General features: G+C 74.2%; 28 protein-coding genes. 6 read left to right on the top strand and 22 right to left on the bottom strand.

Translation table 11 applies throughout. From position 1 onward, the window contains the following. The first annotated feature begins 31 nt into the window (after positions 1 to 31). A complete protein-coding gene (gene arfB, locus EDD28_RS09865; protein ID WP_123739448.1) occupies positions 32 to 475 on the top strand; it encodes an alternative ribosome rescue aminoacyl-tRNA hydrolase ArfB in 444 nt (147 codons plus the stop codon). Here arfB and tsaD read toward each other — a convergent pair. After that, on the bottom strand, positions 472 to 1536 hold the full coding sequence (tsaD, locus tag EDD28_RS09860; protein ID WP_245967988.1) for a tRNA (adenosine(37)-N6)-threonylcarbamoyltransferase complex transferase subunit TsaD: 1065 nt from the start codon (positions 1534 to 1536) through the stop codon (positions 472 to 474). The genes arfB and tsaD overlap by 4 nt on opposite strands. Before the next feature lie 73 nt (positions 1537 to 1609). On the opposite strand from tsaD, the gene EDD28_RS09855 reads away from it, so the two are divergent. Continuing rightward, the gene (locus tag EDD28_RS09855) at positions 1610 to 2257 is read left to right on the top strand and encodes a malonic semialdehyde reductase (protein ID WP_123739447.1); all 648 of its coding nucleotides are present in this window, start codon (positions 1610 to 1612) and stop codon (positions 2255 to 2257) included. A gap of 63 nt (positions 2258 to 2320) precedes the next feature. On the opposite strand, the gene EDD28_RS18145 is transcribed toward EDD28_RS09855, so the two are convergent. From EDD28_RS18145 to glmS, 7 genes are read right to left on the bottom strand one after another with little or no spacing between them, the layout of a single operon-like run. Beyond that, complete coding sequence (locus EDD28_RS18145) at positions 2321 to 3718, bottom strand: GNAT family N-acetyltransferase (protein ID WP_123739446.1); 1398 nt, start codon at positions 3716 to 3718, stop codon at positions 2321 to 2323. Further along, positions 3715 to 4401, bottom strand: a complete 687-nt coding sequence (tsaB, locus tag EDD28_RS09845) for a tRNA (adenosine(37)-N6)-threonylcarbamoyltransferase complex dimerization subunit type 1 TsaB (RefSeq protein ID WP_123739445.1) — start codon at positions 4399 to 4401, stop codon at positions 3715 to 3717. Before tsaB ends, EDD28_RS18145 begins: the two co-directional genes overlap by 4 nt. Next, the gene (tsaE, locus tag EDD28_RS09840) at positions 4398 to 4898 is read right to left on the bottom strand and encodes a tRNA (adenosine(37)-N6)-threonylcarbamoyltransferase complex ATPase subunit type 1 TsaE (RefSeq protein ID WP_123739444.1); all 501 of its coding nucleotides are present in this window, start codon (positions 4896 to 4898) and stop codon (positions 4398 to 4400) included. Before tsaE ends, tsaB begins: the two co-directional genes overlap by 4 nt. Next, positions 4895 to 6214, bottom strand: coding sequence for an alanine racemase (gene alr, locus EDD28_RS09835; protein ID WP_123739443.1), 1320 nt, complete (start codon positions 6212 to 6214; stop codon positions 4895 to 4897). The genes tsaE and alr overlap by 4 nt, the downstream gene beginning before the upstream one ends. After that, positions 6211 to 7866 carry a bifunctional ADP-dependent NAD(P)H-hydrate dehydratase/NAD(P)H-hydrate epimerase gene (locus tag EDD28_RS09830; protein WP_123739442.1) on the bottom strand — a complete coding sequence of 552 codons (1656 nt, stop codon included), beginning with the start codon at positions 7864 to 7866 and terminating at the stop codon, positions 6211 to 6213. The genes alr and EDD28_RS09830 overlap by 4 nt, the downstream gene beginning before the upstream one ends. A 46-nt stretch (positions 7867 to 7912) precedes the next feature. Then, positions 7913 to 8263, bottom strand: coding sequence for a holo-ACP synthase (locus EDD28_RS09825; protein ID WP_123739441.1), 351 nt, complete (start codon positions 8261 to 8263; stop codon positions 7913 to 7915). A 6-nt stretch (positions 8264 to 8269) separates the two neighbouring features. Next, positions 8270 to 10123 (bottom strand): glutamine--fructose-6-phosphate transaminase (isomerizing), encoded by a 1854-nt coding sequence (gene glmS, locus EDD28_RS09820; protein ID WP_123739440.1) that lies wholly within the window; start codon positions 10121 to 10123, stop codon positions 8270 to 8272. Between the two features lie 109 nt (positions 10124 to 10232). Here glmS and coaA point away from each other — a divergent pair, with 109 nt between their 5' ends. Both coaA and EDD28_RS09810 read left to right on the top strand, forming a co-directional pair. Beyond that, on the top strand, positions 10233 to 11231 hold the full coding sequence (gene coaA, locus EDD28_RS09815; protein WP_123739439.1) for a type I pantothenate kinase: 999 nt from the start codon (positions 10233 to 10235) through the stop codon (positions 11229 to 11231). Between the two features lie 52 nt (positions 11232 to 11283). Beyond that, positions 11284 to 11652 (top strand): VOC family protein, encoded by a 369-nt coding sequence (locus tag EDD28_RS09810; RefSeq protein ID WP_123739438.1) that lies wholly within the window; start codon positions 11284 to 11286, stop codon positions 11650 to 11652. Here the strand turns inward: EDD28_RS09810 and EDD28_RS09805 are convergent. The 4 genes from EDD28_RS09805 to rplM all read right to left on the bottom strand — a co-directional run bounded on the left by EDD28_RS09805 (position 11642) and on the right by rplM (position 14935). After that, positions 11642 to 12379 (bottom strand): DedA family protein, encoded by a 738-nt coding sequence (locus EDD28_RS09805; RefSeq protein ID WP_245967987.1) that lies wholly within the window; start codon positions 12377 to 12379, stop codon positions 11642 to 11644. The genes EDD28_RS09810 and EDD28_RS09805 overlap by 11 nt on opposite strands. A gap of 186 nt (positions 12380 to 12565) precedes the next feature. Beyond that, positions 12566 to 13936, bottom strand: coding sequence for a phosphoglucosamine mutase (glmM, locus tag EDD28_RS09800; protein ID WP_123739437.1), 1371 nt, complete (start codon positions 13934 to 13936; stop codon positions 12566 to 12568). 14 nt (positions 13937 to 13950) lie between these two features. Further along, positions 13951 to 14436, bottom strand: a complete 486-nt coding sequence (rpsI, locus tag EDD28_RS09795; RefSeq protein WP_123739436.1) for a 30S ribosomal protein S9 — start codon at positions 14434 to 14436, stop codon at positions 13951 to 13953. 55 nt (positions 14437 to 14491) lie between these two features. After that, a complete protein-coding gene (gene rplM / locus EDD28_RS09790; RefSeq protein ID WP_123739435.1) occupies positions 14492 to 14935 on the bottom strand; it encodes a 50S ribosomal protein L13 in 444 nt (147 codons plus the stop codon). Between the two features lie 376 nt (positions 14936 to 15311). Between rplM and EDD28_RS09785 the strand changes: the two genes are divergently transcribed. Then, the gene (locus EDD28_RS09785) at positions 15312 to 15779 is read left to right on the top strand and encodes a DUF5709 domain-containing protein (protein ID WP_123739434.1); all 468 of its coding nucleotides are present in this window, start codon (positions 15312 to 15314) and stop codon (positions 15777 to 15779) included. An 85-nt stretch (positions 15780 to 15864) separates the two neighbouring features. On the opposite strand, the gene truA is transcribed toward EDD28_RS09785, so the two are convergent. Next, positions 15865 to 16701 (bottom strand): tRNA pseudouridine(38-40) synthase TruA, encoded by an 837-nt coding sequence (gene truA, locus EDD28_RS09780; RefSeq protein WP_123739433.1) that lies wholly within the window; start codon positions 16699 to 16701, stop codon positions 15865 to 15867. 47 nt (positions 16702 to 16748) lie between these two features. Between truA and EDD28_RS09775 the strand changes: the two genes are divergently transcribed. Beyond that, complete coding sequence (locus EDD28_RS09775; protein ID WP_123739432.1) at positions 16749 to 17504, top strand: ROK family protein; 756 nt, start codon at positions 16749 to 16751, stop codon at positions 17502 to 17504. A 70-nt stretch (positions 17505 to 17574) separates the two neighbouring features. On the opposite strand, the gene EDD28_RS09770 is transcribed toward EDD28_RS09775, so the two are convergent. From EDD28_RS09770 to secY, 9 genes are all read right to left on the bottom strand, one after another. After that, complete coding sequence (locus EDD28_RS09770; RefSeq protein ID WP_170169419.1) at positions 17575 to 19050, bottom strand: alpha/beta fold hydrolase; 1476 nt, start codon at positions 19048 to 19050, stop codon at positions 17575 to 17577. Positions 19051 to 19505: 455 nt separating this feature from the next. After that, a complete protein-coding gene (gene rplQ / locus EDD28_RS09765; protein ID WP_123739430.1) occupies positions 19506 to 20096 on the bottom strand; it encodes a 50S ribosomal protein L17 in 591 nt (196 codons plus the stop codon). A gap of 56 nt (positions 20097 to 20152) precedes the next feature. After that, complete coding sequence (locus tag EDD28_RS09760) at positions 20153 to 21166, bottom strand: DNA-directed RNA polymerase subunit alpha (protein ID WP_123739429.1); 1014 nt, start codon at positions 21164 to 21166, stop codon at positions 20153 to 20155. A gap of 118 nt (positions 21167 to 21284) precedes the next feature. Further along, complete coding sequence (gene rpsK, locus EDD28_RS09755; protein ID WP_123739428.1) at positions 21285 to 21695, bottom strand: 30S ribosomal protein S11; 411 nt, start codon at positions 21693 to 21695, stop codon at positions 21285 to 21287. Between the two features lie 93 nt (positions 21696 to 21788). Beyond that, the gene (gene rpsM / locus EDD28_RS09750) at positions 21789 to 22169 is read right to left on the bottom strand and encodes a 30S ribosomal protein S13 (RefSeq protein WP_123739427.1); all 381 of its coding nucleotides are present in this window, start codon (positions 22167 to 22169) and stop codon (positions 21789 to 21791) included. 188 nt (positions 22170 to 22357) lie between these two features. Further along, positions 22358 to 22471 carry a 50S ribosomal protein L36 gene (gene rpmJ, locus EDD28_RS09745; protein ID WP_015883600.1) on the bottom strand — a complete coding sequence of 38 codons (114 nt, stop codon included), beginning with the start codon at positions 22469 to 22471 and terminating at the stop codon, positions 22358 to 22360. A 69-nt stretch (positions 22472 to 22540) separates the two neighbouring features. Beyond that, positions 22541 to 22762: a translation initiation factor IF-1 gene (gene infA / locus EDD28_RS09740; RefSeq protein WP_123739426.1), complete on the bottom strand. Its 222-nt coding sequence runs from the start codon at positions 22760 to 22762 to the stop codon at positions 22541 to 22543. 299 nt (positions 22763 to 23061) lie between these two features. After that, on the bottom strand, positions 23062 to 23646 hold the full coding sequence (locus EDD28_RS09735; RefSeq protein WP_123739425.1) for an adenylate kinase: 585 nt from the start codon (positions 23644 to 23646) through the stop codon (positions 23062 to 23064). Then, a complete protein-coding gene (gene secY, locus EDD28_RS09730; protein WP_123739424.1) occupies positions 23643 to 24947 on the bottom strand; it encodes a preprotein translocase subunit SecY in 1305 nt (434 codons plus the stop codon). Before secY ends, EDD28_RS09735 begins: the two co-directional genes overlap by 4 nt. Positions 24948 to 24982 lie beyond the last annotated feature (35 nt).

Here is a 24982-nt window from a genome sequence, read left to right as displayed (position 1 = left end):
ACCGGGACGGCGAGTGCGGGACGATGGGACGGTGCCCGACGTCGCCCCCACCGGTCTGCGGGTGACGGCCGCCGTCACGATCCCCGAGCGGGAGCTGAGCTGGCGCTTCTCCCGGGCGTCCGGCCCCGGCGGTCAGGGCGTCAACACGACGGACTCGCGGGTCGAGCTGAGCTGGGACGTCACCGCGTCGAAGGCCCTGACGGAGGCGCAGCTCGCGCGCGTGCTGGAACGGCTCGGTCCGCGGCTGGTGCGCGGCGTCCTCACCGTCGTCGCGTCCGAGCACCGCGCCCAGCTCGACAACCGACAGGCGGCCCGGCGACGTCTGGCCGAGGCCGTCGCCGCCGCGCTCGCCCCGCCGGGACCCCGTCGACGCCCGACCAGGCCGACGCGGGGCTCGCAGCAGCGCCGCGTCGAGGCGAAGAAGCAGCGGGGCTCGATCAAGCAGGCCCGCCGTCGGCCCGGGCCGGGAGACTAGACCGAGGCGGGAACCGACGTGAGCGAGAGCGGCATCTGCGAGTCGACGGCGAGGTCGAGCGGCGACGGGGCAACACCGGCGCGGACGAGCGCCGACCCGAGCGCGGCGATCATCGCGCCGTTGTCGGTGCAGTAGCGGATCGGTGGGATGCGCAGCTCGATCCCGGCCTCGGCGAACCGCTCGGCCGCCAGCTCGCGCAGCCGCGAGTTCGCGGAGAACCCACCGCCGATGACGACGGTCCCGACCTCGTGCAGCCGCGCGGCCCGGAGCGTCTTGGTCACGAGCACGTCGGCGACCGCCTCGGAGAAGGACGCGGCGACGTCGGCCCTCGAGTACGGCTCACCCGAGTCCTCGTGCGCCTCGAGGTAGCGGGCGACCGCGGTCTTGAGCCCGGAGAACGAGAAGTCGTACGGGTGACGCTGGAGCTCGCGGCCCTTGGACAGGCCGCGCGGGAACGGGATGGCGTCCGGGTCGCCCTCGCGGGCGAGCCGGTCGACGTGCGGCCCCCCGGGGTAGGGCAGCCCGAGCAGACGCCCGACCTTGTCGAAGGCCTCGCCGGCTGCGTCGTCGAGCGTCTGGCCGAGCTCGACGACGTCGGTCGCGATGTCGTTCACCAGGAGCAGCGAGGAGTGCCCGCCGGAGACGACGAGCGCGAGGAGACGCTCCGGGAACGGCCCGTCGACCAGCTCGTCGACGGCCGCGTGGCCCACGACGTGGTTGACGCCGTAGAGCGGGACGCCGAGGGCGACCGCGAGCGCCTTGGCCCCCGCCGTGCCGACCGTGAGCGAGCCGACGAGGCCGGGGCCCGAGGCGACCGCGACCGCGTCGACGTCACCCAGCTCCAGACCGGCGCGGGCGAGCGCCTCCGTGAGCGTCGGGACGAACGCCTCGAGGTGGGCACGGGAGGCGACCTCGGGCACGATCCCGCCGAACCGGGCGTGCTCGTCCATCGAGGAGGCCGTCACGTCGACGAGCAGCTCGCGTCCGCGCACGAGCGCGAAACCGGTCTCGTCACAGGTCGACTCGATGCCGAGCACCAGGGGGTCGCGCGCCTCACTCACGAACGTCGAGCCTACTCGCGTGATCTGCGCCACAGCCGGGAAGGACGCCCCGACAAAGGTTGTTCCAGCAACCATGACGCTCACGCTCGACCAGACCACCGCCGGGATCGACACGGACCTGGAGGCCCTCGCCGGCCTCGACGACGCCGCGCTCGACCTGCTCTTCCGCGAGGCCCGCTCCGTCAACGCCTTCACGGACGACGACGTCGACCCGGCCGAGGTGCTCGCCGCCTACGACCTGGCGAAGTGGGGGCCGACGGCGATGAACGTCTCGCCGCTGCGGCTGGCCGTCGTGCCGCGCGGCGAGGCGCGCGAGCGCCTCGTGTCACACCTGAGCGAGGGCAACCGCGCCAAGACGCTGGCCGCCCCGCTCGCCGTGGTCGCGGCCGCCGACCCGCGCTTCCACTCCCGGCTCGACACGCTGGCCCCGCACCGCGCCGGCCTCGCCGACGAGCTCGAGCCGCACGCCGAGCGCCGCGCGGGCATGGCGCGGACGAACGCACTGCTCCAGATCGGCTACCTCGTCCTCGCGCTGCGCGCGCGAGGCCTGCACGTCGGGCCGATGGGCGGGTTCGACGCCGCCGGGCTCGACGCCGACCTGTTCGCGGAGTCGGGCTGGACGAGCCTGCTCGTCCTCAACGTCGGACGCGCCGCCGCCCCCGGCGGCACGCACCCGCGGGCGCCGCGGCTCGACGCCGCGGAGGCCGTCACCGTCCTGTAGCGCCGTCGCGCCGTCCGTCCGGGCAGCCCACGGCGCCCCGGTCCCACCGCGGTCGGCCGGTCGCTACGGACCGGTCGCGACGGGCCGGGCCGGGTCGTTGCTCCACTGCGACCAGGACCCCGGGAACAGCGCGGCCTCGATCCCGAGCGAGGCGAGCACGGCGACGGTGTGCGCCGCGGTGACGCCGGAGCCGCAGTACGCGGCGACCCGCGGCGCGTCCGCGGCCGCCGGCGTCACGCCGAGCCGGGCGAACCGGTCGAGCAGCTCGGCCCGCTCGCGCAGCCAGCCGGCCTCGGTGAGGTTCTGGACGGTCGGGGCCGAGGTCGCGCCCGGGACGTGCCCGGCGCGCGGGTCGACGGGCTCGACCTCGCCGCGGTACCGCTCGCCGGCCCTGGCGTCGAGCAGCACGCCGGTGCCGTCCGCCGTCCACGCGGCGGCCTCGTCGATGTCGATCGTCGGCAGGCCGCCGGGCCGCAGCACGACGTTCCCCGGGCGCGGACGGATCATCCCCTGCTCCAGGTGGTGCCCGGCGTCGACCCAGGCGCGCAGCCCGCCGTCGATGATCGCGACCCGGTCGAGACCGGCCCAGCGCAGCAGCCACCACGCGCGCGCGGCCGACGTGCCGCCGGCGTCGTCGTAGACCAGGACGGTGGAGCCGGTGTCGATCCCCCACGCCCGCGCCGATGCCTGGAGGTGGGCCGCCTCGGGCAGCGGGTGCCGGCCCAGCTCCGGGGCGGCGGGCGCGGCGAGCTGGGTCTCGAGGTCGACGAACACCGCGCCGGGCAGGTGACCGGCGGCGTACGCCGCGCGGCCGTCCGGCGCCCCGAGCGCCCAGCGGACGTCGAGCACGACGGGTGGGTCCGCGCTCCAGATCAGGTCGTGCGCCGCCGCGACGTCGACGAACGGGTCCATGGCCGCCTCCCGCCGCCGGGCCGCCTCCCGCTGCCCGGCAGGGTCGGCCGCGACGGCCTCGGCCCCGACCGGTCCGACGCGGCGCGTCGGCCCGCCGAGGTCGAGACGCATGACGACGGCGTCGACGCCCTCCGGCTGGTAGTACCGCCGGCGCAGCCCGACCAGTCGGAACCCGGCGTCGCGGTAGAGCTGCTGGGCTCCTCCGTCGTGCGCCTTGACCTCGAGGAACAGCTCCGTCCCACCGGCGCGCCGGGCGGCGTCGACGAGCGCGTGCAGCAGGGCCCTGGCGATGCCGCGACGCTGCGCCCACGGCAGCACGCCGATCGTCATGACGGTCCACTCGGGGTCGAGCGCGACGCCCGCGTACCCGGCCAGCCGCCCGTCCACGTCGACCGCGAGGTAGCAGCGGTCCGGCCGCTCGATCTCCTCCGCGTACACCCCGCGCGACCAGGCCTGCGAGCCGAACAGCTCGGGCTCGGCCGCCGCGATCGCGTCGAGGTCGGCCGGCACGACGGGCCGCACGCGATGACTCGGGCCCACCTCGCTCATGCCGCCCCCGCCGGGACGCCGTGGATGTCGGGCCGACGCAGGTACAGCGGCTCCGTCGGCGTCGGAACCCCCGCCTCGGCCCGCGCGGTGGCGAGGAGCGCGAGCGCCGCGACGTCGAACGTCCCCGCGCTCGGCCCGAGCACGTCCGGGTAGAGCCCGGGACCCGCGACGACGCCGCCGGCCGCGCGCTCGTCCGCGACCGTCCCGGCCAGCTCGGCGGGGAGGACGACGCGCGGCTCCTCCAGGACGCTCAGACCACCGGGGGCCGACGCGTCGTAGGCGTAGCGCGCGGTGTAGACCTCGCGGCGCCGCGCGTCCGTCACCACCCGCACCTCGCGCGCGCCGGACGCCCCGGCCGCCTCGCGGGAGCCGAGCGCCCACGCCTCGAGGCTCGGGACGCCGTGGACGGGCAGCCCGCGGACCGCGGCGAAGGCGGCCGCGGTGACGAGCCCGACGCGCAGGCCGGTGAACGGCGCCGGCCCCGTGCCGACCGCGACCCCCGTGACGTCGGCGGGGACCAGCCCCGCCTCGTCGAGCGCGGCGGCGACCAGCGGCGCGAGGTTCTCGGCGTGCCCGCGGGCGTCGGCGCGCTCGGCGCGCGCCAGCACGGCGTCACCGCGCAGGACGGCCACGTGCGTGCCGCCCGACGTGTCGATGGCGAGGGTCACCGATGGACCGGTCATGCTCGTCCTTCCCGTTCGTCCAGCGCGAGGTGCGCGAGGTCGACACCATCCCACCGAGGTCCGACACCGACGATCTCGACGTCCCGGCCGGCGTCGGCCGCGTCGCCGCGGGCCCGGCCGATCCGAACCTCGAGCCGGTCGCCCGAGAGCCGCTCGGCGAGCCCGGCGCCCCACTCGACCACGGTGACCGACTCCTCGAGGGAGGAGTCGAGGTCGAGCGCGTCGATCTCGCGCAGGTTGCCGAGCCGGTAGGCGTCGACGTGCACGAGCGCCGGCCCGCCGACGAGCGACGGGTGCTCGCGCGCGATGACGAACGTCGGCGAGGCGACCTGGCCGCGCACGCCGAGCGCGGCGCCGAGGCCCTGGGTGAGCGTCGTCTTCCCGGCCCCGAGGTCGCCGGTGAGGATGACGAGGTCACCCGCGCGCAGCAGGCCCGCGATGGCGGCGCCGAGGGCGCGGGTGGCGTCGGGATCGGGGAGGTGGAGCGTCGTCGTCATGCCGTCGTCTTCTGGGAGGGGGCCGGGTCGGGAGCCGTCGGGGACGTCGGGTCCGCCGGGGGCGTCGCGGCGGTGCCCGCCGTGCCGACGTGGACCCGCGGCACGCGCGCGCCGAGGCGCGTCACGATCTCGTAGGAGATGGTGCCGGCGGCACGGGCCCAGTCCTCGGCGGTGGGCTCGCCGTCGCGCCCGCTGCCCCACAGCACCGCGGTGTCGCCGGCGCTGACCGTCGAGTCGGGGCCGACGTCGAGGACCATCTGGTCCATGCAGACCCGGCCCGCGATCGTGTGACGGCGGCCGGCGACCTGGACCGGGCCGACGCCCGAGACGTGTCGCGGGATCCCGTCGGCGTAGCCGAGCGGGAGGTCGGCGAGCCGCGTCGCCCGCTGCGTCGTGTACGTGTGGCCGTAGCTCACGCCCTGGCCGGCCGGCGCGTCCTTGACCAGCATGACGTCGGCCTCGAGCCGCATCGCCGGGGTGAGCCCGAGGTCGGCGGGGCTGCGGCCCGGCACGGGGCTGAGGCCGAACACGGAGAGCCCGGGCCGGACGAGGTCGAAGTGCGTGTCGGGCCGCAGGAGGGTTCCGGCCGAGTTCGCGAGGTGGCGCACCTGGACCCGCGCGCCGGCCTCGTCGGCGCGACGCAGCGCCTCGCGGAAGACGTCGAGCTGGCGATCGGTGGTGTCGTCGTCCTCCTCGGCCCTCGCCAGGTGGGACCACAGGCCGACGACGGCGACGTGCCCGGCGGCCTCGTGCGCGAGCGCGTCCGCGAGCATCGCGGTCCACGGCTCGAGGAACTGGCCGCCGCGGGCGAGCCCGGTGTCGACCTTGAGGTGGAGCCGGGCCGGTCGGCCGACCTCGCGCGCCGCAGCGACGACGGCGTCCAGCGCCACCGGCGAGCCGGCGGACAGGTCGATGTCGAGCTCGATCGCCCGCACGAGCGCGCGGTGCGTCTCCGGCCCGGGGCTGAAGATCCAGGTCAGCAGGCGGGGGGCGGGGGGATCGGTCACCGCGGTGCGGTCCGCCAGCCCCTCGCGCAGGCGGATCGCCTCGACGAGCTGCGCGACGCCGAGCCAGGTCGCCCCGCCCGCGAGCGCCGCCCTGGCCGACGGGAGGAGGCCGTGCCCGTAGGCGTCCGCCTTGAGGACGGCCATCACCTCGGACCGGGCGGCGACCTGCCTCAGTCGCCGGACGTTGTCGGCGATCGCGTCGAGGTCGACGACCGCGCGGGCGGGAAACGCCGTGCGCGCGGAGAACGCCGGGGGCGTGGCTGGATCGCTCGCATGGTCGGCATCGGTCGGGCCTGGCACGGGGCTCATTCTTCCTCACCACCGCGCCGGACCGCCCCGCCGGCGTCGGGTCCGCCGGCATCCGGTCCGCCGAGCAGGCGGCCGACGGCCGTCGGCAGCGCGCGGGCGACGTCGCTCGCGACGATCGGCCCACCGGACGACGCGAGGGACGCCTCGCGGGCGGCCAGGGCGTGCAGCAGCGCGGCCCCGGCGACGACCTCGGCGACGCGCTCGGGTTCGGCGATGGCTCGCTGGGACCACCGCGCCAGCAGCGCCCCGGCCACGCCGGCGAGCACGTCGCCGGCTCCGGCGGTGGCGAGCCACGAGGGGGCACCGGTCTGCGACCACACGGGTCCGCTCGGTCCCGCGACCAGCGTGACCGAGCCCTTGAGCAGCACCGTCGCGCCGGTGATCCGGACGGCGTCGCGCAGGTGCCGCAGCGGGAGCGCCTCGACCTCCTCGCGGGCCACCGGTGCGCCGGTCAGCCGGCCCAGCAGGCGCGCCAGCTCGCCGGCGTGCGGGGTCAGCACGACGTGCGGCGGCAGCGTGGCGCCGTCCTCGACCAGGTCGAGTGCCCCGGCGTCGAGCACGACCGGCACGCGCGCGTCGTCCTCCGCCGCCGCGAGCACCCGCGCGAGGACGTCGCGGGCCTCGGCGAGCCGGGCGGCGTCCTCGACCCCGACGCCCGACCCGAGCGACCACGCCTGCACCCGCCCGTCGCCGCACACGACCTCGGGCCGGCGGGCCAGCACGGCGTCCCCCACCCGGCCGGGTCCGAGGTAGCGGACCATCCCGGCCAGCGGGGCGGCCGCCTCGCACGCGAGCACGGCGGCGCCCGGGTACCCGGCGGAGCCGGCGAGCACGCCGACGACCCCGCGCCGGTACTTGTCGCTCTCGGCCGGTGGTGGCGCGACGAGCCGCGCGAGCCCGGCGCCCGTCAGCCGCGCGACGCGAGGCTCCGCGGAGGAGAGCCCCGGACCGAGGCCGAGGTCGACCAGCTCGATCCGGCCCGCCGCGCGCGCGGCCGGCGGCACGAGGAGGCCGGGCTTGGCCGCGCCCATCGTGACCGTGACGTCGGCGGGGAGCACCGGCCCGGGCAGCGCGCCGTCGTCGACCCCGATCCCGGACGGGACGTCCACGGCGACGACCGTCGGACGCTCGCCGGGGGCCCGGCCGCGCCGGCGCCACAGGTCCGCCAGCGCGGCGACGACGGCTCCGGGCACGCCACGCAGCCCGTCGCTCACCCCGATGCCGGTGACGGCGTCGAGCACGACGTCGACCGGCGGCGCGTCCAGCCGATCGTCCACCTGACCGTCCAGCCGAGCGACGACGCGCCGGGCCGCCTCCTCGGGCGCGAGACCGCCGAGGTCGACCGGTCGCACCCCGGTCCCGCGCACCGCGGCGAGGCCGCCGACGTGCGGCGAGGCGCCGAGGAGGAGGACGGTGACGTCGACGCCGCGCCGGGCGAGGCCGGCCGCGGCGAACAGACCGTCGCCGCCGTTGTTGCCCGAGCCGACCAGGGCGAGGACCCGGCCGCCGCGGACCGCGCCCCGGCGGGAGCGCAGCTCGCGCACGGTGACGAGCTCGACCGCGAGCGCGGCGTTGGCCATGAGCTGCGCGCCGGCGGCGAGCAGCGGTTCCTCGGCGGCGCGGACGTCGGCGGCGGCGTAGGAGCGCATCATCCGTCCATCCTCACCCCGCGGCGGGCCCGCGTCACGCGATCACCGGTCAGCCCTCGGCGACCACCATCGCGGACGCGATCCCGGCGTCGTGCGAGATCGACAGGTGCCAGCGACGGACGCCGAGCTCCTCGGCTCGCGCGAGCACGGTGCCGCGCAGCTCGACGACGGGGGCGCCCCCGGGCACGCGTCGCACGGTCGCGTCGTGCCAGCGCATCCCGCCCGGCGCCCCGAGCGCCTTGGCGATGGCCTCCTTCGCGGCGAACCGCGCGGCCAGCGAGGCGTCGGCGAGGTCGCGCTCCTCGGGCGTGAACAGCTTCTCGCGCAGCCGCGGTGTGCGGGTGATCGTCGCCATGAAGCGCGCGACGTCGACGACGTCGATCCCCACGCCGACGATCACGCGCGCCTACTCGACCGTGACGGACTTGGCGAGGTTGCGCGGCTGGTCGACGTCGAGCCCCTTGGCCGTGGCCAGCGCGCAGGCGAAGATCTGCAGCGGGACGACGGAGACGAGCGGCGCCAGGAGGACGGGGGTCTGCGGGACCCGGAAGATGACGTCAGCGAACGGCACGACGTCGTCGTCGCCCTCCTCGGCGATCACGAGCGTGCGCGCCCCGCGCGCCCGGACCTCCTGGATGTTGGAGACGACCTTGGAGTGCAGGGAGTCGCGGCCCCGCGGCGACGGTACGACGACGAAGACCGGCTGGCCCTCCTCGATGAGCGCGATCGGCCCGTGCTTGAGCTCGCCGGCGGCGAAGCCCTCCGCGTGGATGTAGGCGATCTCCTTGAGCTTGAGCGCGCCCTCGAGCGCCACGGGGTAGCCGACGTGCCGACCGAGGAAGAGGAACGACTCCTCGTCCGCGAGCGCGCGGGCCACCTCCTCGATCTCGGGCTCGGTGTCGATCACGCGCTGGATCTTGTCCGGCAGCGCCTGGAGCGCCGCGACGGTCTCGCGCAGCTCGTCCGGGAACTTGGTGCCGCGCAGCTGCGCGAGGAAGAGCCCGAGCAGGTAGCAGGCAGCGACCTGGGCGAGGAACGCCTTCGTCGAGGCGACGGCGACCTCGGGGCCGGCGTGCGTGTAGAGCACGGCGTCGGACTCGCGCGGGATCGTCGAGCCGTGCGTGTTGCAGATCGCGAGGACGCGGGCGCCCTGCTCGCGCGCGTGACGCACGGCCATGAGCGTGTCCATCGTCTCGCCCGACTGCGAGATCGCGACGACGAGCGTGCGGGGGCCGACGATCGGGTCGCGGTAGCGGAACTCGTGCGCGAGCTCGACCTCGACCGGGATGCGGCACCAGTGCTCGATCGCGTACTTCGCCACGTGCCCCGAGTAGGCCGCCGTCCCGCAGGCGATGACGATGATCTTGTCGATGCTGCGCAGCTCCGCCTCGGGGATGCGCAGCTCGTCGAGCATGAGCTGGCCGCGGGTGTCGAACCGGCCGCGCAGCGTGTCGGCGACCGCGGTCGGCTGCTCGTGGATCTCCTTGCGCATGAAGGAGTCGTAGCCGCCCTTGACCGCGGCCGAGGCGTCCCAGTCGACGGTGAACTCGCGCGCCGTCGCCGGCTCGCCGTCGAACCCGACGACGTCGACGGAGTCCGCCGTGATCGTGACGACCTGGTCCTGGCCGAGCTCGAGCGCGCGGCGCGTCGCGGAGACGAAGGCGGCGACGTCGGAGCCGAGGAAGTTCTCCCGCTCCCCGAGCCCGACGACGAGCGGGGAGTTGCGGCGGGCGCCGACGACGACGCCGGGCTGACCGGCGTGCAGCGCCAGCAGCGTGAACGCGCCCTCGAGCCGGCCGACGACCGACAGCATCGCCGCCGTGAGGTCGCCCTCGCTGCGCCAGGCGCGCTCCAGCAGGTGCGCGACGACCTCGGTGTCGGTCTCGGAGAGGAACTCCGCGCCCTCGGCGAGCAGCTCGTTCTTCAGGCCGGCGAAGTTCTCGATGATCCCGTTGTGGATGACGGCGATGTCGCCCACCCGGTGCGGGTGCGCGTTGACGTCGCTCGGGCCCCCGTGCGTCGCCCAGCGGGTGTGGCCGATCGCGGCCGTCGCGGGCGGCAGGGGGTGGGCGGCGAGGTCGCCCAGGAGGTTCGTCAGCTTGCCGGCGCGCTTGGCGACGGCGAGCCCGTCCTGCGTCAGGACGGCGACCCCGGCCGAGTCGTAGCCGCGGTACTCCAGCCGGCCGAGACCTTCGAGGACCACCTCGAGCGGCCGCTGGGAGGGGGTCTCGGGGCCGACGTATCCGACGATTCCACACATGGGCACCACGATATCGGCCGCGACCCGCGTCGCCGGCTGACCCGCCCGTGAGCCTCGTCGCACCGGTCTCGCTGTGCGCGTAACGCCGCCGGTAGGCCAGACTGTCCCGGTGACGACGCAGGAGCAGGGTGCGCACGACCTCGACGCGCGGGGAGGCACCGGGGGCGCCGAGGCCGCCGCGCCGAGTCTCACCCCGTTCGTCGAGCTCTCCCGCGCGGACTGGAGCCGGCTGTCGGCCTCGACGCCGCTGCCGCTGGGCGACGCCGACATCGTCCGCCTGCGCAGCCTGTCCGACCCGATCGACCTGGCCGAGGTCGACGAGGTCTACCGGCCGCTGTCCCGCCTGCTCGGCCTCTACGTCGAGGGCATCGCGTCCGTCCACCGGGCGACCGACACCTTCCTCGGCGGCCGCAGCTCGCGCACGCCGTTCGTCATCGGCATCGCCGGGTCGGTCGCGGTCGGGAAGTCGACGACGGCCCGCGTCCTGGTCGAGATGCTGCGCCGCTGGGCGGAGACGCCGCACGTCGAGCTGGTGACGACGGACGGGTTCCTGCTCCCGAACGCCGAGCTGCGCCGCCGCGGGCTGATGGAGCGCAAGGGGTTCCCCGAGTCCTACGACCGCCGCGCCCTGCTGCGCTTCCTCACCGACGTGAAGTCGGGGGCGGAGCACGTCGAGGCCCCGGTCTACGACCACCTCACCTACGACGTGGTGCCCGGCGCGAGCGTGACCGTGAACCGGCCGGACGTGCTCGTCGTCGAGGGCCTCAACGTGCTCCAGCCGGCCCCTCCGGGCGGGACGTCGCTCGCCGTGTCGGACTTCTTCGACTTCTCGATCTACGTCGACGCGGCGACGGCCGACATCGAGCGCTGGTACGTCGAGCGGTTCCTCCGCCTGCGCCAGACGGCGTTCTCCCACCCGGACTCCTACTTCCGGCGCTACGCCGACCTGGACGACGCGGACGCCGAGCGCACCGCGCGGGACATCTGGCGGCGGATCAACGCGCCGAACCTCGAGGAGAACATCTCCCCGACCCGCTCGCGCGCCACCCTCGTCATGACCAAGGACGAGCAGCACCGTATCCAGCAGGTGCTGCTGCGCAAGCTCTAGGAGATCGCCCCGGGGCATTGCCCCCGGGGCCGGTCGCTGCGATGCTCGGACGATGAAGATCCGCTGGCAGGTGGTCGCGTTCGACGCCGCCGACCTCGAGAGCGAGAGCGCGTTCTGGGCCGGCGTGCTGGGCGGCGTCGTGGACGCCGACGACGACTGGCACATGGTGATGGTCGACGGACAGCCCCGGATCGGGGTGCAGCTCGCCCCCGACCACGTGCCCCCCGACTGGCCGGACGGCGAGCCGAAGCAGCAGGTCCACCTCGACCTGTGGGTCGAGGACATCGACGAGGCGCACGCCCGCGTCATGGAGCTGGGGGCGCGCCTGCTCCAGAGCGCCGGCGACGGCGGGCCGGACGACTTCCAGGTCTACGCCGACCCGGCCGGCCACCCGTTCTGCCTCTGCTGGGTCAACCCCTAGCCTCCTCGCCGCCGTCGACCGGCTCGGGGACGGCGTCGGGTCGCGCACCGGGCTCGCCGTCCCGCGAGTCGTCGCCGCGCGCGGCGGGACGCTCCAGCTCGGCCCCGCCGAGCCCGAGTCGTGCGAGCACCCGGTCGATCACCCAGCCGAGCCCGATCCCGACGAGGATGCCGACGCCCATCGAGACGAGCGGCCGGTCCCCGAGCAGGCGGCCGGCCACGGTGCCGATGACGATGCCGAACCCGGCCCACAGGAGCGAGGCGAGGGCGTCGAAGAGCAGGAACCGCCGCAGCGGGAAGCCGACGGCGCCAGCCGTCATGTTGACGGCGACGCGGCCGACGGGGACGTAGCGCGCCGAGAGGATGAAGGAGCCGCCGCTGCGGGCGAGCCTCGTCTCGGCCCAGTCGAGCATGGCCTGCCCGCGCTCGGAGCGGAACAGCCGCGCCGTCCGGACCGGGATGCGGCGGCCGATGCCGAAGGCGATGAGGTCGCCCGTGAGCGCGCCGGCGGCCGCGATGAGGAAGATCAGCCACAGCGGGACGGTCTGGGCGTGCACGGCCAGCGCGGCGAGCGCGATGACGATCGACTCGCTCGGGATCGGCGGGAAGAAGCCGTCGATGGTGCAGAAGGCGTAGAGGAGGGCGAGCACCCACCACTCGTCGGCCGCGCCGACGACGAGGTCCTGGATCCCGTCGATGACGTCCTGGAACGCGGCGATCGGGTTCACGGGGCTCCAGCTCTCGACACGGGGATCGGCGACCGCGGACGCGGCCGAGCACCACGCTCCCCCACGTCGGCCGGCCACGCGTCGCCCGGGAGGATGATCCCACGTCCGTCCGCGGTCAGGGATCGCCCCGAGGCAGCCGTCCGCCGCCGCCGGTCCGGTCCGGCCGGTCGACGCGGCGAGGCGCGGCTAGAGGCTCAGCCGCTCCCGGACGACCTCGGCGAGGCGCTCCGCGGTCGTCGAGGCGCGCTCGGACGTGTCCGCCTCGACCATGACCCGCACGAGCGGCTCGGTGCCGGAGGGGCGCAGCAGGACGCGGCCGGTCTCGCCCAGCTCGGCCTCGGCGGCCCGCACGGCGTCGGCGAGCGCCTCGTCCGTCGCGGCCCGGGTGCGATCGACGCCGGAGACGTTGACGAGCACCTGCGGCAGCCGCTTCACGAACGACACGAGCTCGGCGAGCGGACCCTGCGTCGCGACCTGCGCCGACACCTGGAGCGCGGTGAGCACCCCGTCGCCCGTCGTCGCGTGGTCGGACAGGATGATGTGTCCCGACTGCTCGCCGCCGAGGATGAAACCGCCCTCGCGCATCCGCTCGAGGACGTAGCGGTCCCCGACGCCGGTCTGCTCGGTGACGATGCCGGCGTCGCGCATGGCGAGGAGCAGCCCGAGGTTGCTCATGACGGTGACGACGAGCGTGTCCTTGACCAGCCGGCCCTCACGCTTGAGGGCGCGGGCCATGAGGCCCATGAGCTGGTCGCCGTCGACGAGCCGGCCCGTCGCGTCGACCGCGAGGCAGCGGTCGGCGTCGCCGTCGAACGCGAAGCCGAGATCGGCCTCGGACGCCACGACGGTCGCCTGGAGCTGCTCGGGGTGCGTCGAGCCGCACTTCTCGTTGATGTTGCGACCGTCCGGCGACGCGTTGATGACGACGACGTCGGCTCCCGCCTCGCGCAGCGCGCGCGGGCCGACCTCGCTGGCCGCGCCGTTGGCGCAGTCGAGCGCGATCCGCAGGCCCGACAGGTCCGCGTCGATCGTGCCGAGGAGGTGGTCGACGTAGTCGTCGGCCGCGCGGCCGGAGTCGCGGCTGTAGCGCCCGACGGCGGGACCGACGGGCCGGTCCCACTCGGCGTGCAGCAGCTCGGTGATCTCGTCCTCGAGGTCGTCGGGCAGCTTGTGGCCGCCGCGGGAGAGGAACTTGATGCCGTTGTCCGCCATCGGGTTGTGCGAGGCGGAGACGACGACACCGAGGTCGGTGTCGCGCAGGGCCGTCAGGTAGGCGATGGCCGGCGTCGGCAGCAGCCCGAGGTCGACGACGTCGATCCCAGCCGACGCGAGGCCGGCGACGAGCGCGGCGGACAGGAACTCGCCCGAGGCCCGGCCGTCGCGGCCGATGACCGCACGCGGACGGTGCGGGTGCGCGTGGGGGTCGCTCCCGACCGCACCGTCGCGGTGGGAGCTGAGCACACGCGCAGCCGCGACGCCCAGCCCGAGCGCGAGCTCGGGCGTGACGTCGCGGTTGGCGAGTCCTCGGACCCCGTCGGTTCCGAAGATCCTCGACACGGAGCCCAAGCGGGTCAGCGCTTCGAGTACTGAGGCGCCTTGCGGGCCTTCTTGAGACCGGCCTTCTTGCGCTCAGTGACGCGGGCGTCGCGCGTGAGGAAGCCGGCCTTCTTGAGCGTCGGACGGTTCGACTCGGTGTCGATCGCGTTCAGCGCCCGGGCGATGCCGAGACGCAGCGCGCCGGCCTGACCGGACGTGCCGCCGCCGTCGACGCGAGCGACCACGTCGAACCGGCCCTCGAGGCCGAGCAGCGTGAACGGCGAGCTGACGAGCTGCTGGTGCAGCTTGTTCGGGAAGTAGTCCTCGAGCGTGCGGCCGTTGATGGTCCACGAGCCGGTGCCGGGGACGAGGCGGACGCGAGCGACGGCCTCCTTGCGGCGCCCGACGGCCTGACCCGCGGCGATGATGGACTCCCCGCGGTCGGCGACCGTCGTGGGCGTCTCGGTGGTGTAGCTGGCGGGGACGTTCTCGTCCAGCTCGTCAGTCAGAGGCTGAGCCACGATTCTCCTTGATATCGATGTTCGCCAGGGTGGGGCTGCGCAGCCGCCGGGGCGACTACTGCGCCACCTGGGTCAGCTCGTAGGGCTGGGGCTGCTGCGCGGCGTGCGGGTGCTCGGCGCCCCGGTACACCTTGAGCTTGCGCAGCTGCTGGCGGCCGAGGGACGTCTTCGGGAGCATGCCCGCGATCGCCTTCTCGACGGCCCGCTCCGGGTTCTTCTCCAGGAGCTCGGAGTAGACGGTGGCCTTGAGCCCGCCCGGGTAGCCCGAGTGGCGGTAGGCCATCTTCTTCTCTGCCTTGGCGCCCGTGAGCGCCACCTTGTCGGCGTTCACGACGATGACGAAGTCACCGGTGTCGACGTGGGCGGCAAAGGTTGCCTTGTGCTTGCCGCGCAGCAGGGACGCCACGTGGCTCGCGAGCCGCCCCAGGACGACATCGGTCGCGTCCACGACGTACCAGGTGCGGTCGACGTCGGACGGCTTCGGGGTGAACGTACGCACAGTCGTAGCCTTCGTTTCGGTGCAGGGCCCGCTCGGGCCGGGAGCCGGCGGGCTGCTGCCCTGGGCGCTCCGGACCGGCCGGGCCGGGTGGTAGCTGCGTGTGCCCCATCTGGGCCCGGCGTGCGCGGACGGGGGAAACCCCTCAACCGTCAGCGCTGCTCGGATCCACCCTCGGCGAACGTGGCCTACCTCTGGGAGAGTGGGAGCTCCGAGGCCGGCCGTGCTGTCCGCCGGTAGGCAGAGGAGAACACAACGACGATCCAGAGTAGCCCGCCGAGCGCCCGGGGTCAAAACCTCGTGGCCGATCGGGACCGGACGGCGGCGGGAGATGCGTCACACCCGCGACTCCTCGCCGCGAAGGTGCTTTCATGGTGACATGAGCGAGAACCAGTTCGGCAACGGTGTCGACCCGGAGAGCTTCGACGACTTCGACGACATCGAGGACCAGCTCCAGCCCGAGGACACCCTCGAGCAGTCGCGCGTCGACGACTCCCTCGACGAGGGGTTCATCCCTCCCGACGAGGACCGGCGCTCCCGCTGGGGCGAGACGGCACTGGAGGAGGAGCTCGGCGAGCCGCTGGACCTGCGACTGGCCCAGGAGCTGCCCGACGTGTGGGTCGCGTCCAGCCGCGGGCAGGAGATGGACCGCTCCGGCCGGATCGAGGGCGTCACCGAGGGTTCGTTCTCCCAGGACTCGTTCGCGCGCGACGTCGGGGTCGCCGGCGGCGCCGCGAGCGCCGAGGAGGCGGCCGTCCACACGATCTCGCTCGAGGAGCTCCAGAACATCGAGCGGCTCGAGGCCGAGGGCGTCGAGCCCGACTTCGAGGACGACGGGTCGGTCTAGCCCGATCACGCTCGCCGGGGTCGCGAGCCGACGCCGACGGGACGTCTCCCGCCGTCGTCAGCCGGCCGGCGTCAGCGGGCCGTCCTCAGTCCAGCGTCCGCACCGCCCGGGCGACCCGCGCGCGCTCGGCGAGCTCGTCGTCCGCCGGGTAGCCGACCTCCTCGAGGACGAGCCCCTGCGGCGGCGCGACCGCGACGCCCGGGTCACGACTGACCGCGGCGAGCACCCGGGCCGGCCAGTCCTCGGGGCGCCGGCCCTCCCCCACCGCGAGCAGCGCCCCGACGAGCGAGCGCACCATCGAGTGGCAGAACGCGTCGGCCCGCACGTCGACGACGACGAGCCCCTGCTCGCGCGTCACGCGGAGCAGCTGGAGGGTGCGGATCGTCGTGGCCCCCTCCCGCGGCTTGCAGTAGGCGAGGAAGTCGTGCTGCCCGACGAGCTCGGCGCCCGCGCGGTCCATGGCGCCGACGTCGAGCACCCGGCGGTGCCGCAGCACCCAGGCGCGCGTCAGCGGGTCGGGGGCTCGCGAGTCGTCGATCCGGTAGGCGTAGCGACGCCACACCGCGGCGAACCGGGCGTCGAACCCCGCGGGGGCGAGCGCGGCCCGGCGCACCACGACGTCCGGCGGCAGCACCCCGGCCAGGCGGGCGCACAGCGCGTCGCCGGGGTCGCGGTCGACCGCGCGCCCCGGGAGGGCGGCCCACGCGTCGGCGGGGAGGTCGAGATGGGCCACCTGGCCCCGCGCGTGCACGCCGGCGTCGGTCCGCCCCGCGACCGTGAGCCGGGCCGGCGAGCGCAGGACCGTCGCGATGGCGTCCTCCAGGACGCCCTGGACGGTCCGCAGCCCGGGCTGCGTCGCCCAGCCGCTGAAGCCGGTCCCGTCGTAGGCGAGGTCGAGGCGGACGCGCAGCGAGTCGTTCACACAGGCGAACGTAACCGACCCTCGCGCCCCTTCAGTAGTCTCGACCCATGCCCGGCGCCCGCACCCTGTCCATCGACTGCGGTGGCGGCGGCATCAAGGGCTGCGTGCTCGACACGTCCGGCACGCTCCTGGCCCCGCCCGTCCGGCGACCGACGCCGTACCCCCTCCCGCCGGAGCGGCTCCTCGGGCTCATCGCCGGGATCGCCGACGAGCTTCCCGAGGCCGACCGCGCGACCGTCGGGATGCCCGGGATGATCCGGCACGGCGTCGTCGTCCACACCCCGCACTACATCACCCGGTCGGGTCCGCGGACGCGACAGCTTCCCGAGCTCGAGAAGGCCTGGCAGGGGTTCGACATGGCCGCGGCGATCCGGGCGCGGCTCGGCCTGCCCGCCGTCGTGCTCAACGACGCCGAGGTGCACGGGGCCGGGGTCGTCGACGGTATCGGGTGCGAGCTCGTCCTCACGCTCGGCACCGGGCTCGGCAGCGCGCTGTTCGACGACGGCGCCCTCGCACCGCACCTCGAGCTGTCGCACGCGCAGGTCCGCTGGGGGCTGACGTACGACGGCTACCTCGGGGAGCACGAGCGGCTCCGGCTGGGCGACTCCCACTGGTCCCGGCGCGTGCGGCGCGCGATCGACTCCCTGCACCCCGTCGTGCGGTGGGACCGGCTCTACCTCGGCGGCGGCAACGGCCAGCGCGTGGTGGCGAGCACGCTCGCCCGGCTCGGGCCGGTCACGATCATCCCCAACTCGGCGGCGCTGCTCGGCGGCGTCCGCGTGTGGAGCCTCCCCCGCGCCTGACCTTCGCCTGACCTTCCAGGCCGGTCGTCGCCGGAGGCCCCGGCTCGGCCGGGGCACCCGGGCGCCCCGGCTACAGGAGCGTGAACCCGGGCGGCAGCGGGTCGCGGCCCGTGAGCGCGAGGATCACGGGCGCCGAGCGGTCCCCGCGCACCGCCAGCGTCGCGAGCGTCGTCAGCGTGGCGCTCGCCGGGCCCGTCGGCGGTCGCGCGTCGAGCCCCAGCACGGTCGCCAGGTCACAGCCGTGCACGACGAGCTCCAGGGTGCGCGTCGGCAGGTAGTCCACGAGCCGCATCCCGCCCGCGAGCGTCGTGACCGGCTCGGCGCCGGTCCGGGCGTCCACGAGGCCAAGGACCCGCGCGGCCAGCTCGCGCAGGGCCGCCTCGGGCTCGTCTCCGAGCGCCGCACCGGCCGCGATGCCGCGCTCGGTGACCCCGGGGCCGCCGAGCATGGCGCGGGTCGCCTCCACGTAGCCGGGGGCGTCCGCGACGGCGATCGCGTCGGCCGGCGCGGCGAGGTACTCCTCGACCGTCACCAGCGAGCGGGAGGTGTGCCCGACGAGCGCGCGGACGTCCCACTCCCCGAGCCCCGGGTCGGCCCAGCGGTCCCCGACCCGCGCGACGACGTCGAGCCACCACGCGACGGCCTCGGCGTAGTCGGTGCGGACCCGGTCCCACGCCGGGTCGGCGACGGGCGCGGTCAGGTCGGACGGCCGGGCGACCAGCCGCTCCGCGCGATCGAGCGTGTCGAGCAGCGCCCGGGTGTAGGCGCGCGGCCGGTGCAGCGAGACGAGGTGGTGCGCGCGTCGGACGAGCACCCAGCGCGGCGGCCGCGTGCCGGAGCTGTCCGCCGCCTCACGACCCGCGCGCCGGAAGGCGGCCTCGTCGAGCCGGAAGTGGTCCCACTCCCCCGTCACGAAGGTCACGGGGATCCCCCGCCCGACGACGACCCGCAGGTCCTCGAGCGGCGTCGCCTCGACCATGGCGCGCAGCGCGGCGAGCTGGCCGTCGACGCCGACGCCGCCGCGGACGATGTCGTCGGCGCCCGCGGCGCCGACGAAGGCGCGGGCCCACGGCTCGCTCACGCGCGCGGCACCATCACCGGGCAGTGCGCGGAACGCGTGCGTGATGCCGACGAACCCACGGTTCCCGAGCCCGCCCGGGCGGGCGGTGCACGAGGACACGACGAGCGCGTCCGGCGGCGTCGCCGTGCGCGCGGCCCAGCGCAGGGTGAGGTAGCCGCCGAGCGAGAGACCGACGACGGCGACGCGGCGCGCGCCGGACGCCCGCAGCCCCTGGACGGCCTGCTCGACGGTGGCGCAGGCCGCGTCGAGCGTGAAGGTCTCGGCCATCCGCGTGCCGTGACCGGGCAGGTCGACCGCGACGACGGCGTGGCCAGCGGCCTCGAGCGCCGCGACCTGGTGGCGCCACATCGTGGCGGACGTCCGGACGCCGTGGACGAGCACGACGCCCCACCCGGCGGCCGGGGCGGTCCGGTCGGGTGGGTCGAGCGGTGCGTCCGGCGCAGTGGAGGCGGGGTCAACGGTCACGACCCCATCCTCCCCCGGTCTCGCGGTCTCGCGGTCTCCGGGCCGCGGTCGGCGACGAACCGCACCCGGTGCCACGGTGGCCACGGTGGCCACGGTGGCCACGGCCGCCACCATGTCCACCACCCGACCGTGTCCAGCGCGTCACCCGGCGCGACGGGGTCACGGCCTCCACCATGCCGGCCCCGGCACCATGGGGGCCACAGCCGCCACCAGGCCGAGCCCGGTTCTGCAGGGGCCACGGCCGGCACCGGGGCCACCACCCGATCGTGTCCAGCGCGTCACCCGGCACCACGGGGGCCACGGCCGGCGCCGGGGCCACCACCCGACCGCATCTCGCACATCACCCGGCACCACGGGGGCCACCGCGCCGGGGCCCCGAAACACCCCCGGAAAACCGAGGAGCCCGGCCCCCACGAGGGGACCGGGCTCCTTCGGTGTCGCTCAGCGAGCGCGCGTCACTTCTCGTCGGCGTCGGCCTTGGCGGCGGCGTCGGCGACGTCGTCCGCCGCGACCTCGGCCGCGTCGGCGTCCGTCGCAGCAGCCTCGACGGCCTCGATCTCCTCGGCGGGAGCCTCGGCCACCTCAGCCTCGGGCGCCTCGACCGGGGCCTCCTCGGCCTTCGCCGTCTTCTTGGCGGCGCGCTTCGTGGCGGCCTCCGCCCCCTTGACCGTGCGCTGCTTGGGGCTCAGCGGCTCCAGCACCAGCTCGATGACGGCCATCGGGGCGTTGTCACCCTTGCGCGGGCCGATCTTCGTGATGCGCGTGTAGCCACCCGGACGGTCGGCGACGAGCGGCGCGATCTCCTCGAACAGCTCGTGCACCACGCCCTTGTCGTGGATGACCGTGAGCACGCGGCGACGCGCGTGCAGGTCACCGCGCTTGGCGAACGTGACGAGCCGCTCGGCGTACGGGCGCAGGCGGCGGGCCTTGGCCTCCGTCGTCGTGATCCGACGGTGCTCGAACAGCGCCGTCGCGAGGTTGGCGAGGAGGAGCCGCTCGTGGGCCGGGCCGCCACCGAGGCGGGCACCCTTGGCGGGCTGGGGCATGATGTCTCCTTGCGGACCGGGCGGCCGCGGCCACCCGATCGACTAGCTGGGGTTTGTCAGTTGAAGGTGTCGTCGCCGAAGTCGACGTCGTCGCCGTCGTAGGTGTCGACGACGAGGCTCGGGTCGAAGTCGAGCGGGGAGTCCTTGAGCGCCAGACCGAGCGCCGCGAGACGCTCCTTGACCTCGACGATCGACTTCTGGCCGAAGTTGCGGATGTCGAGCAGGTCGGCCTCGCTGCGGGCGACGAGCTCGCCGACGGTGTGGATGCCCTCGCGCTTGAGGCAGTTGTACGACCGGATGGTCAGCTGCAGGTCCTCGATCGGGAGCGCGAGGTCCTGGGCCAGCTCGACGTCCGTCGGCGACGGACCGATCTCGATGCCCTCGGCGGCCGTGTTGAGCTCACGGGCCAGGCCGAAGAGCTCGACCAGCGTGCGGCCGGCGGAGGCGACGGCGTCGCGCGGGCTGATCGCGTGCTTGGTCTCGACGTCGACGATGAGCCGGTCGAAGTCCGTGCGCTGCTCGACACGCGTCGCCTCGACCTTGTAGGTCACCTTGAGGACGGGCGAGTAGATCGAGTCGACCGGGATCCGGCCGTACTCGGAGTCGAACGCCTTGTTCTGCGCGGCGGACACGTAGCCACGCCCGCGCTCCACCGTCAGCTCGACCTCGAGCTTGCCCTTGCCGTTGACCGTGGCGAGGTGCAGGTCGGGGTTGTGGATCTCGACGCCGGCGGGCGGCGTGATGTCACCGGCGGTGACGACGCCCGGGCCCTGCTTGCGCAGGTACATCACGACCGGCTCGTCATGCTCCGAGGAGACGACGACGTTCTTGATGTTGAGGATGATCTCGGTGACGTCCTCCTTGACCCCCTCGATGGTGTCGAACTCGTGGAGCACGCCGTCGAAACGGACGCTCGTCACGGCCGCGCCGGGGATCGAGGAGAGCAGGGTGCGACGCAGGGAGTTGCCGAGGGTGTAGCCGAAGCCGGGCTCGAGCGGCTCGATGACGAACCGGGAGCGGAACTCGGAGACGACCTCTTCGGTCAGGGTGGGGCGCTGGGCGATCAGCACTGCGATTCCTTCCTTGGGCGTCCGCTATATGACGCCGATGAGGGAGCCGGACGCGGTCTGCGGCCGGCGAGCGAGTGCGTCGGCCGGCCCGGGTGGGCCGACCGACGCATCGATGGGGTCAGACGCGGCGACGCTTCGGCGGACGAACGCCGTTGTGCGCCTGAGGCGTCACGTCGGAGATCGAGCCGACCTCGAGGCCGGTGGCCTGGAGGGAGCGGATCGCCGTCTCGCGGCCCGAGCCCGGGCCCTTGACGAAGACGTCGACCTTCTTCATGCCGTGCTCCTGGGCGCGGCGCGCAGCGGCCTCGGCCGCGAGCTGCGCGGCGAACGGGGTCGACTTGCGGGAGCCCTTGAAGCCGACCTGGCCCGAGGAGGCCCAGGCGATGACAGCACCCGACGGGTCCGTGATGGACACGATGGTGTTGTTGAACGTCGACTTGATGTAGGCGTGGCCGTGGGAGACGTTCTTGCGCTCCTTGCGGCGGGTCTTGCGAGCGCCGGACGCGGCGGCGCGAGTCTTGGGAGGCATCTTCTGTGTAGTCCTTCGTCGAGGTCGTCGGACCACCTCGCACCCGAGCTGCTCGGCCGGCTTGTCGGCCGGCCCCGCGCGGGTGCTCGGTGGCTACTTGCGACCGGCCTTCTTCTTGCCGGCCACGGTGCGCTTCGGACCCTTGCGGGTACGCGCGTTGGTCTTGGTGCGCTGGCCGCGCACGGGAAGACCGCGGCGGTGGCGCAGACCCTCGTACGAGCCGATCTCGACCTTGCGGCGGATGTCGGCGGCGACCTCGCGGCGCAGGTCGCCCTCGATCTTGTAGTTCGCCTCGATGTAGTCGCGCAGCGCGACCAACTCGGCGTCGCCGATGTCGCGGACGCGGAGGTCGGGGCTGATGCCGGTCGCGACGAGCGTCTCGTCCGCGCGGGTCCGACCGATGCCGTAGATGTAGGTGAGCGCAACTTCCAGCCGCTTGTCGCGGGGGAGGTCGACGCCGAGGAGACGTGCCATGCGTATGACTCCTACGCATCATCCGAAGGTCCGTCGCTGCACCGTCCCGCCGATCGACGGGCCCCGGCCCTCGGTCCGGGGGATGTGGCGCCCGCTCGGCGAGGCGAGGGGAACCACGGGTGGTGCAACGCTGGCGGCAGGAGTGCCACCGGGGTGGTGCGGTACTGCGGGTGCTGCTGGGGTGCTGCTCAGCCCTGGCGCTGCTTGTGGCGCAGGTTCTCGCAGATCACCATGACGCGTCCGTGCCGACGGATGACCTTGCACTTGTCACAGATCGGCTTGACGCTCGGCTTGACCTTCATGATCGTTCCTTGCCCGCCGCGCTCCGGACGGAGCACGGCTCGGTGGTGATGACGTGCCTGCGGCACGCCCTACTTGTAGCGGTAGACGATCCGCCCGCGCGAGAGGTCGTAGGGCGTGAGCTCGACGACGACCCGGTCCTCGGGCAGGATCCGGATGTAGTTCTGGCGCATCTTGCCCGAGATCATCGCGAGCACGCGGTGCCCGTTCTTGAGCTCGACGCGGAACATCGCGTTGGGCAACGCCTCGACGACGACGCCCTCCATCTCGATGACTCCGTCTTTCTTCGCCATGTCCTCCGCTAACTGTCGTGGGTACTTCCGATGGGCTCCTCGACGCCCGGGTGGTCCCGGCCCGCGCAGCGCGCACACCGGTGCCATCGTTCGATGGGATCGAGGTTCGGGTTCCGCGCGCCTGAGCCTGCAGGAGGCCGGCCACGCGTCTGCCGGTGAAGGCAGGCGAACCCAACGAGACATCTTACGCGCCAGGGGAAGTGTGCTCAACCCCGGGCGTGTCGCGCGTGCGCGCGACCGCGGACGTCCCGCCGGGGCCGGTGTCGGGAGCCGCGACGGCCCCTCCCCCGGCCCGAGGTTCAGGCGGCGCCGATGCCGCGGGAACCGAGACCCGCGAGGATCGCCGTCGTGATCTCCTCGACGTCCCCGACGCCGACGACGTCGAGCAGGATGCCCCGCTCGCGGTAGGCGTCCAGGAGCGGGGCGGTCTGCTCCTCGTACACCGCGAGGCGGCGCTCGATGGCCTCCGCGGTGTCGTCGGAGCGCCCCTCGGCCACGGCGCGCTGCGCGATCCGCTCGAGCAGCTCGGCGCGCGGGACGTCGAGCGCGACCACGCCCTGCAGCGGCGTGCCGCGCTCGGCGAGGATCGCGTCGAGCTCCTCGACCTGGGCCGCGTTGCGCGGGTACCCGTCGAGCAGGAAGCCGGCCGCGGTGTCCTGCGCGGCGAGCCGGTCGCGCACCATCGCGTTCGTCACCTCGTCCGGGACGAGCTCGCCCCGGTCGGAGTAGGACCGGGCGAGCCGGCCGAGCTCGGTGTCGCCCTTGATGTTCGCGCGGAAGATGTCGCCCGTCGAGATCGCCGGGATGCCCAGCGCCTCGGCGATGCGAGCCGCCTGCGTGCCCTTGCCGGAGCCCTGCGGGCCCATGATGAGAAGGCGGGTCATCGCAGGATCCCCTCGTAGTGGCGCTGCTGGAGCTGGGAGTCGATCTGCTTCACGGTCTCGAGCCCGACGCTCACGATGATGAGGAGCGAGGTGCCGCCGAACGGCACGTTCGAGATGTTGAGCAGGACGAACGCGATCGTCGGGATCAGCGCGATGAGCACGAGGTAGATCGCCCCGGCCGACGTGATCCGGTTGATGACGTACTGGAGGTACTCGGCCGTCGGGCGGCCGGCGCGGATGCCCGGGATGAAGCCGCCGTAGCGCTTCATGTTGTCCGCGACCTCCTCCGGGTTGAAGGTGATCGACGTGTAGAAGAACACGAAGAACAGGATGAGGACCGCGAACAGGACCATGTAGAGCGGCGTGGTGCCCTGGCCGAAGTTGCGGATGATCCACTGGACCCACCCGGCGTTCTGGTCGCCGAACTGCGCGGCCAGCGTCGGGAGCATGAGGATCGAGCTCGCGAAGATGACCGGGATGACGCCGGACATGTTGATCTTGATCGGGATGTACGTCGACGTGCCGCCGTAGACCCGGCGCCCGACCATCCGCTTCGCGTACTGGACGGGGACGCGGCGCTGCGACTGCTCGACGAAGACCACGACGGTCACGAGCACGAGGGCCAGCGCGATGACGAGGAGGAACAGCCCGAAGCCGCCCTGGGTGTTCGCGACGGTCCACAGGGCCGACGGGAAGGAGGACGCGATCGACATGAAGATGAGCAGCGACATCCCGTTGCCGACGCCGCGCTCGGTGATGAGCTCGGCGAGCCACATGATGAGGCCGGTGCCGGCGGTCATGACGAGGATCGCGAGGAGGATGGTCCACACGCTGTCGTTCGCGATGACGGCGCCGTCGGTGCCGGCCATGCCGCACCCGTTGAACAGCAGACCGGTGCGCGCGGTCGTGATGATCGTCGTCGCCTGGAGGACGGCGAGGAAGATCGTCAGGTAGCGCGTGTACTGCGTCAGCTTCGCGGTCCCGGCCTGGCCCTCCTGGTGGAGCGCCTCGAAGTGCGGGATGACGACGCGCAGGAGCTGCACGATGATGCTCGCGGTGATGTACGGCATGATGCCGAGCGCGAACACCGACAGCTGCAGCATCGCGCCGCCGGAGAACAGGTTGATCAGGCCGAGGACGCTGTTGTCCTGGGCCGCGACGCACTGCTTGACGTTGACGTAGTCGACGCCGGGCGTCGGGATGAACGAACCGAGCCGGAAGATCGCGACGATCCCCATCGTGAACAGCAGCTTGCGCCGCAGGTCCGGCGTGCGGAACGCCTGAGCGAATGCCCCGAGCACTTGTCCTCCAGTGAGTCAGTGGGCCGGCGGGCGGT

This window comes from Salana multivorans, from assembly GCF_003751805.1.
Lineage (GTDB): Bacteria > Actinomycetota > Actinomycetes > Actinomycetales > Beutenbergiaceae > Salana > Salana multivorans.
Note: the sequence above shows the minus strand (reverse complement) of the source record. Positions and strands in the feature narration are given on the sequence as shown.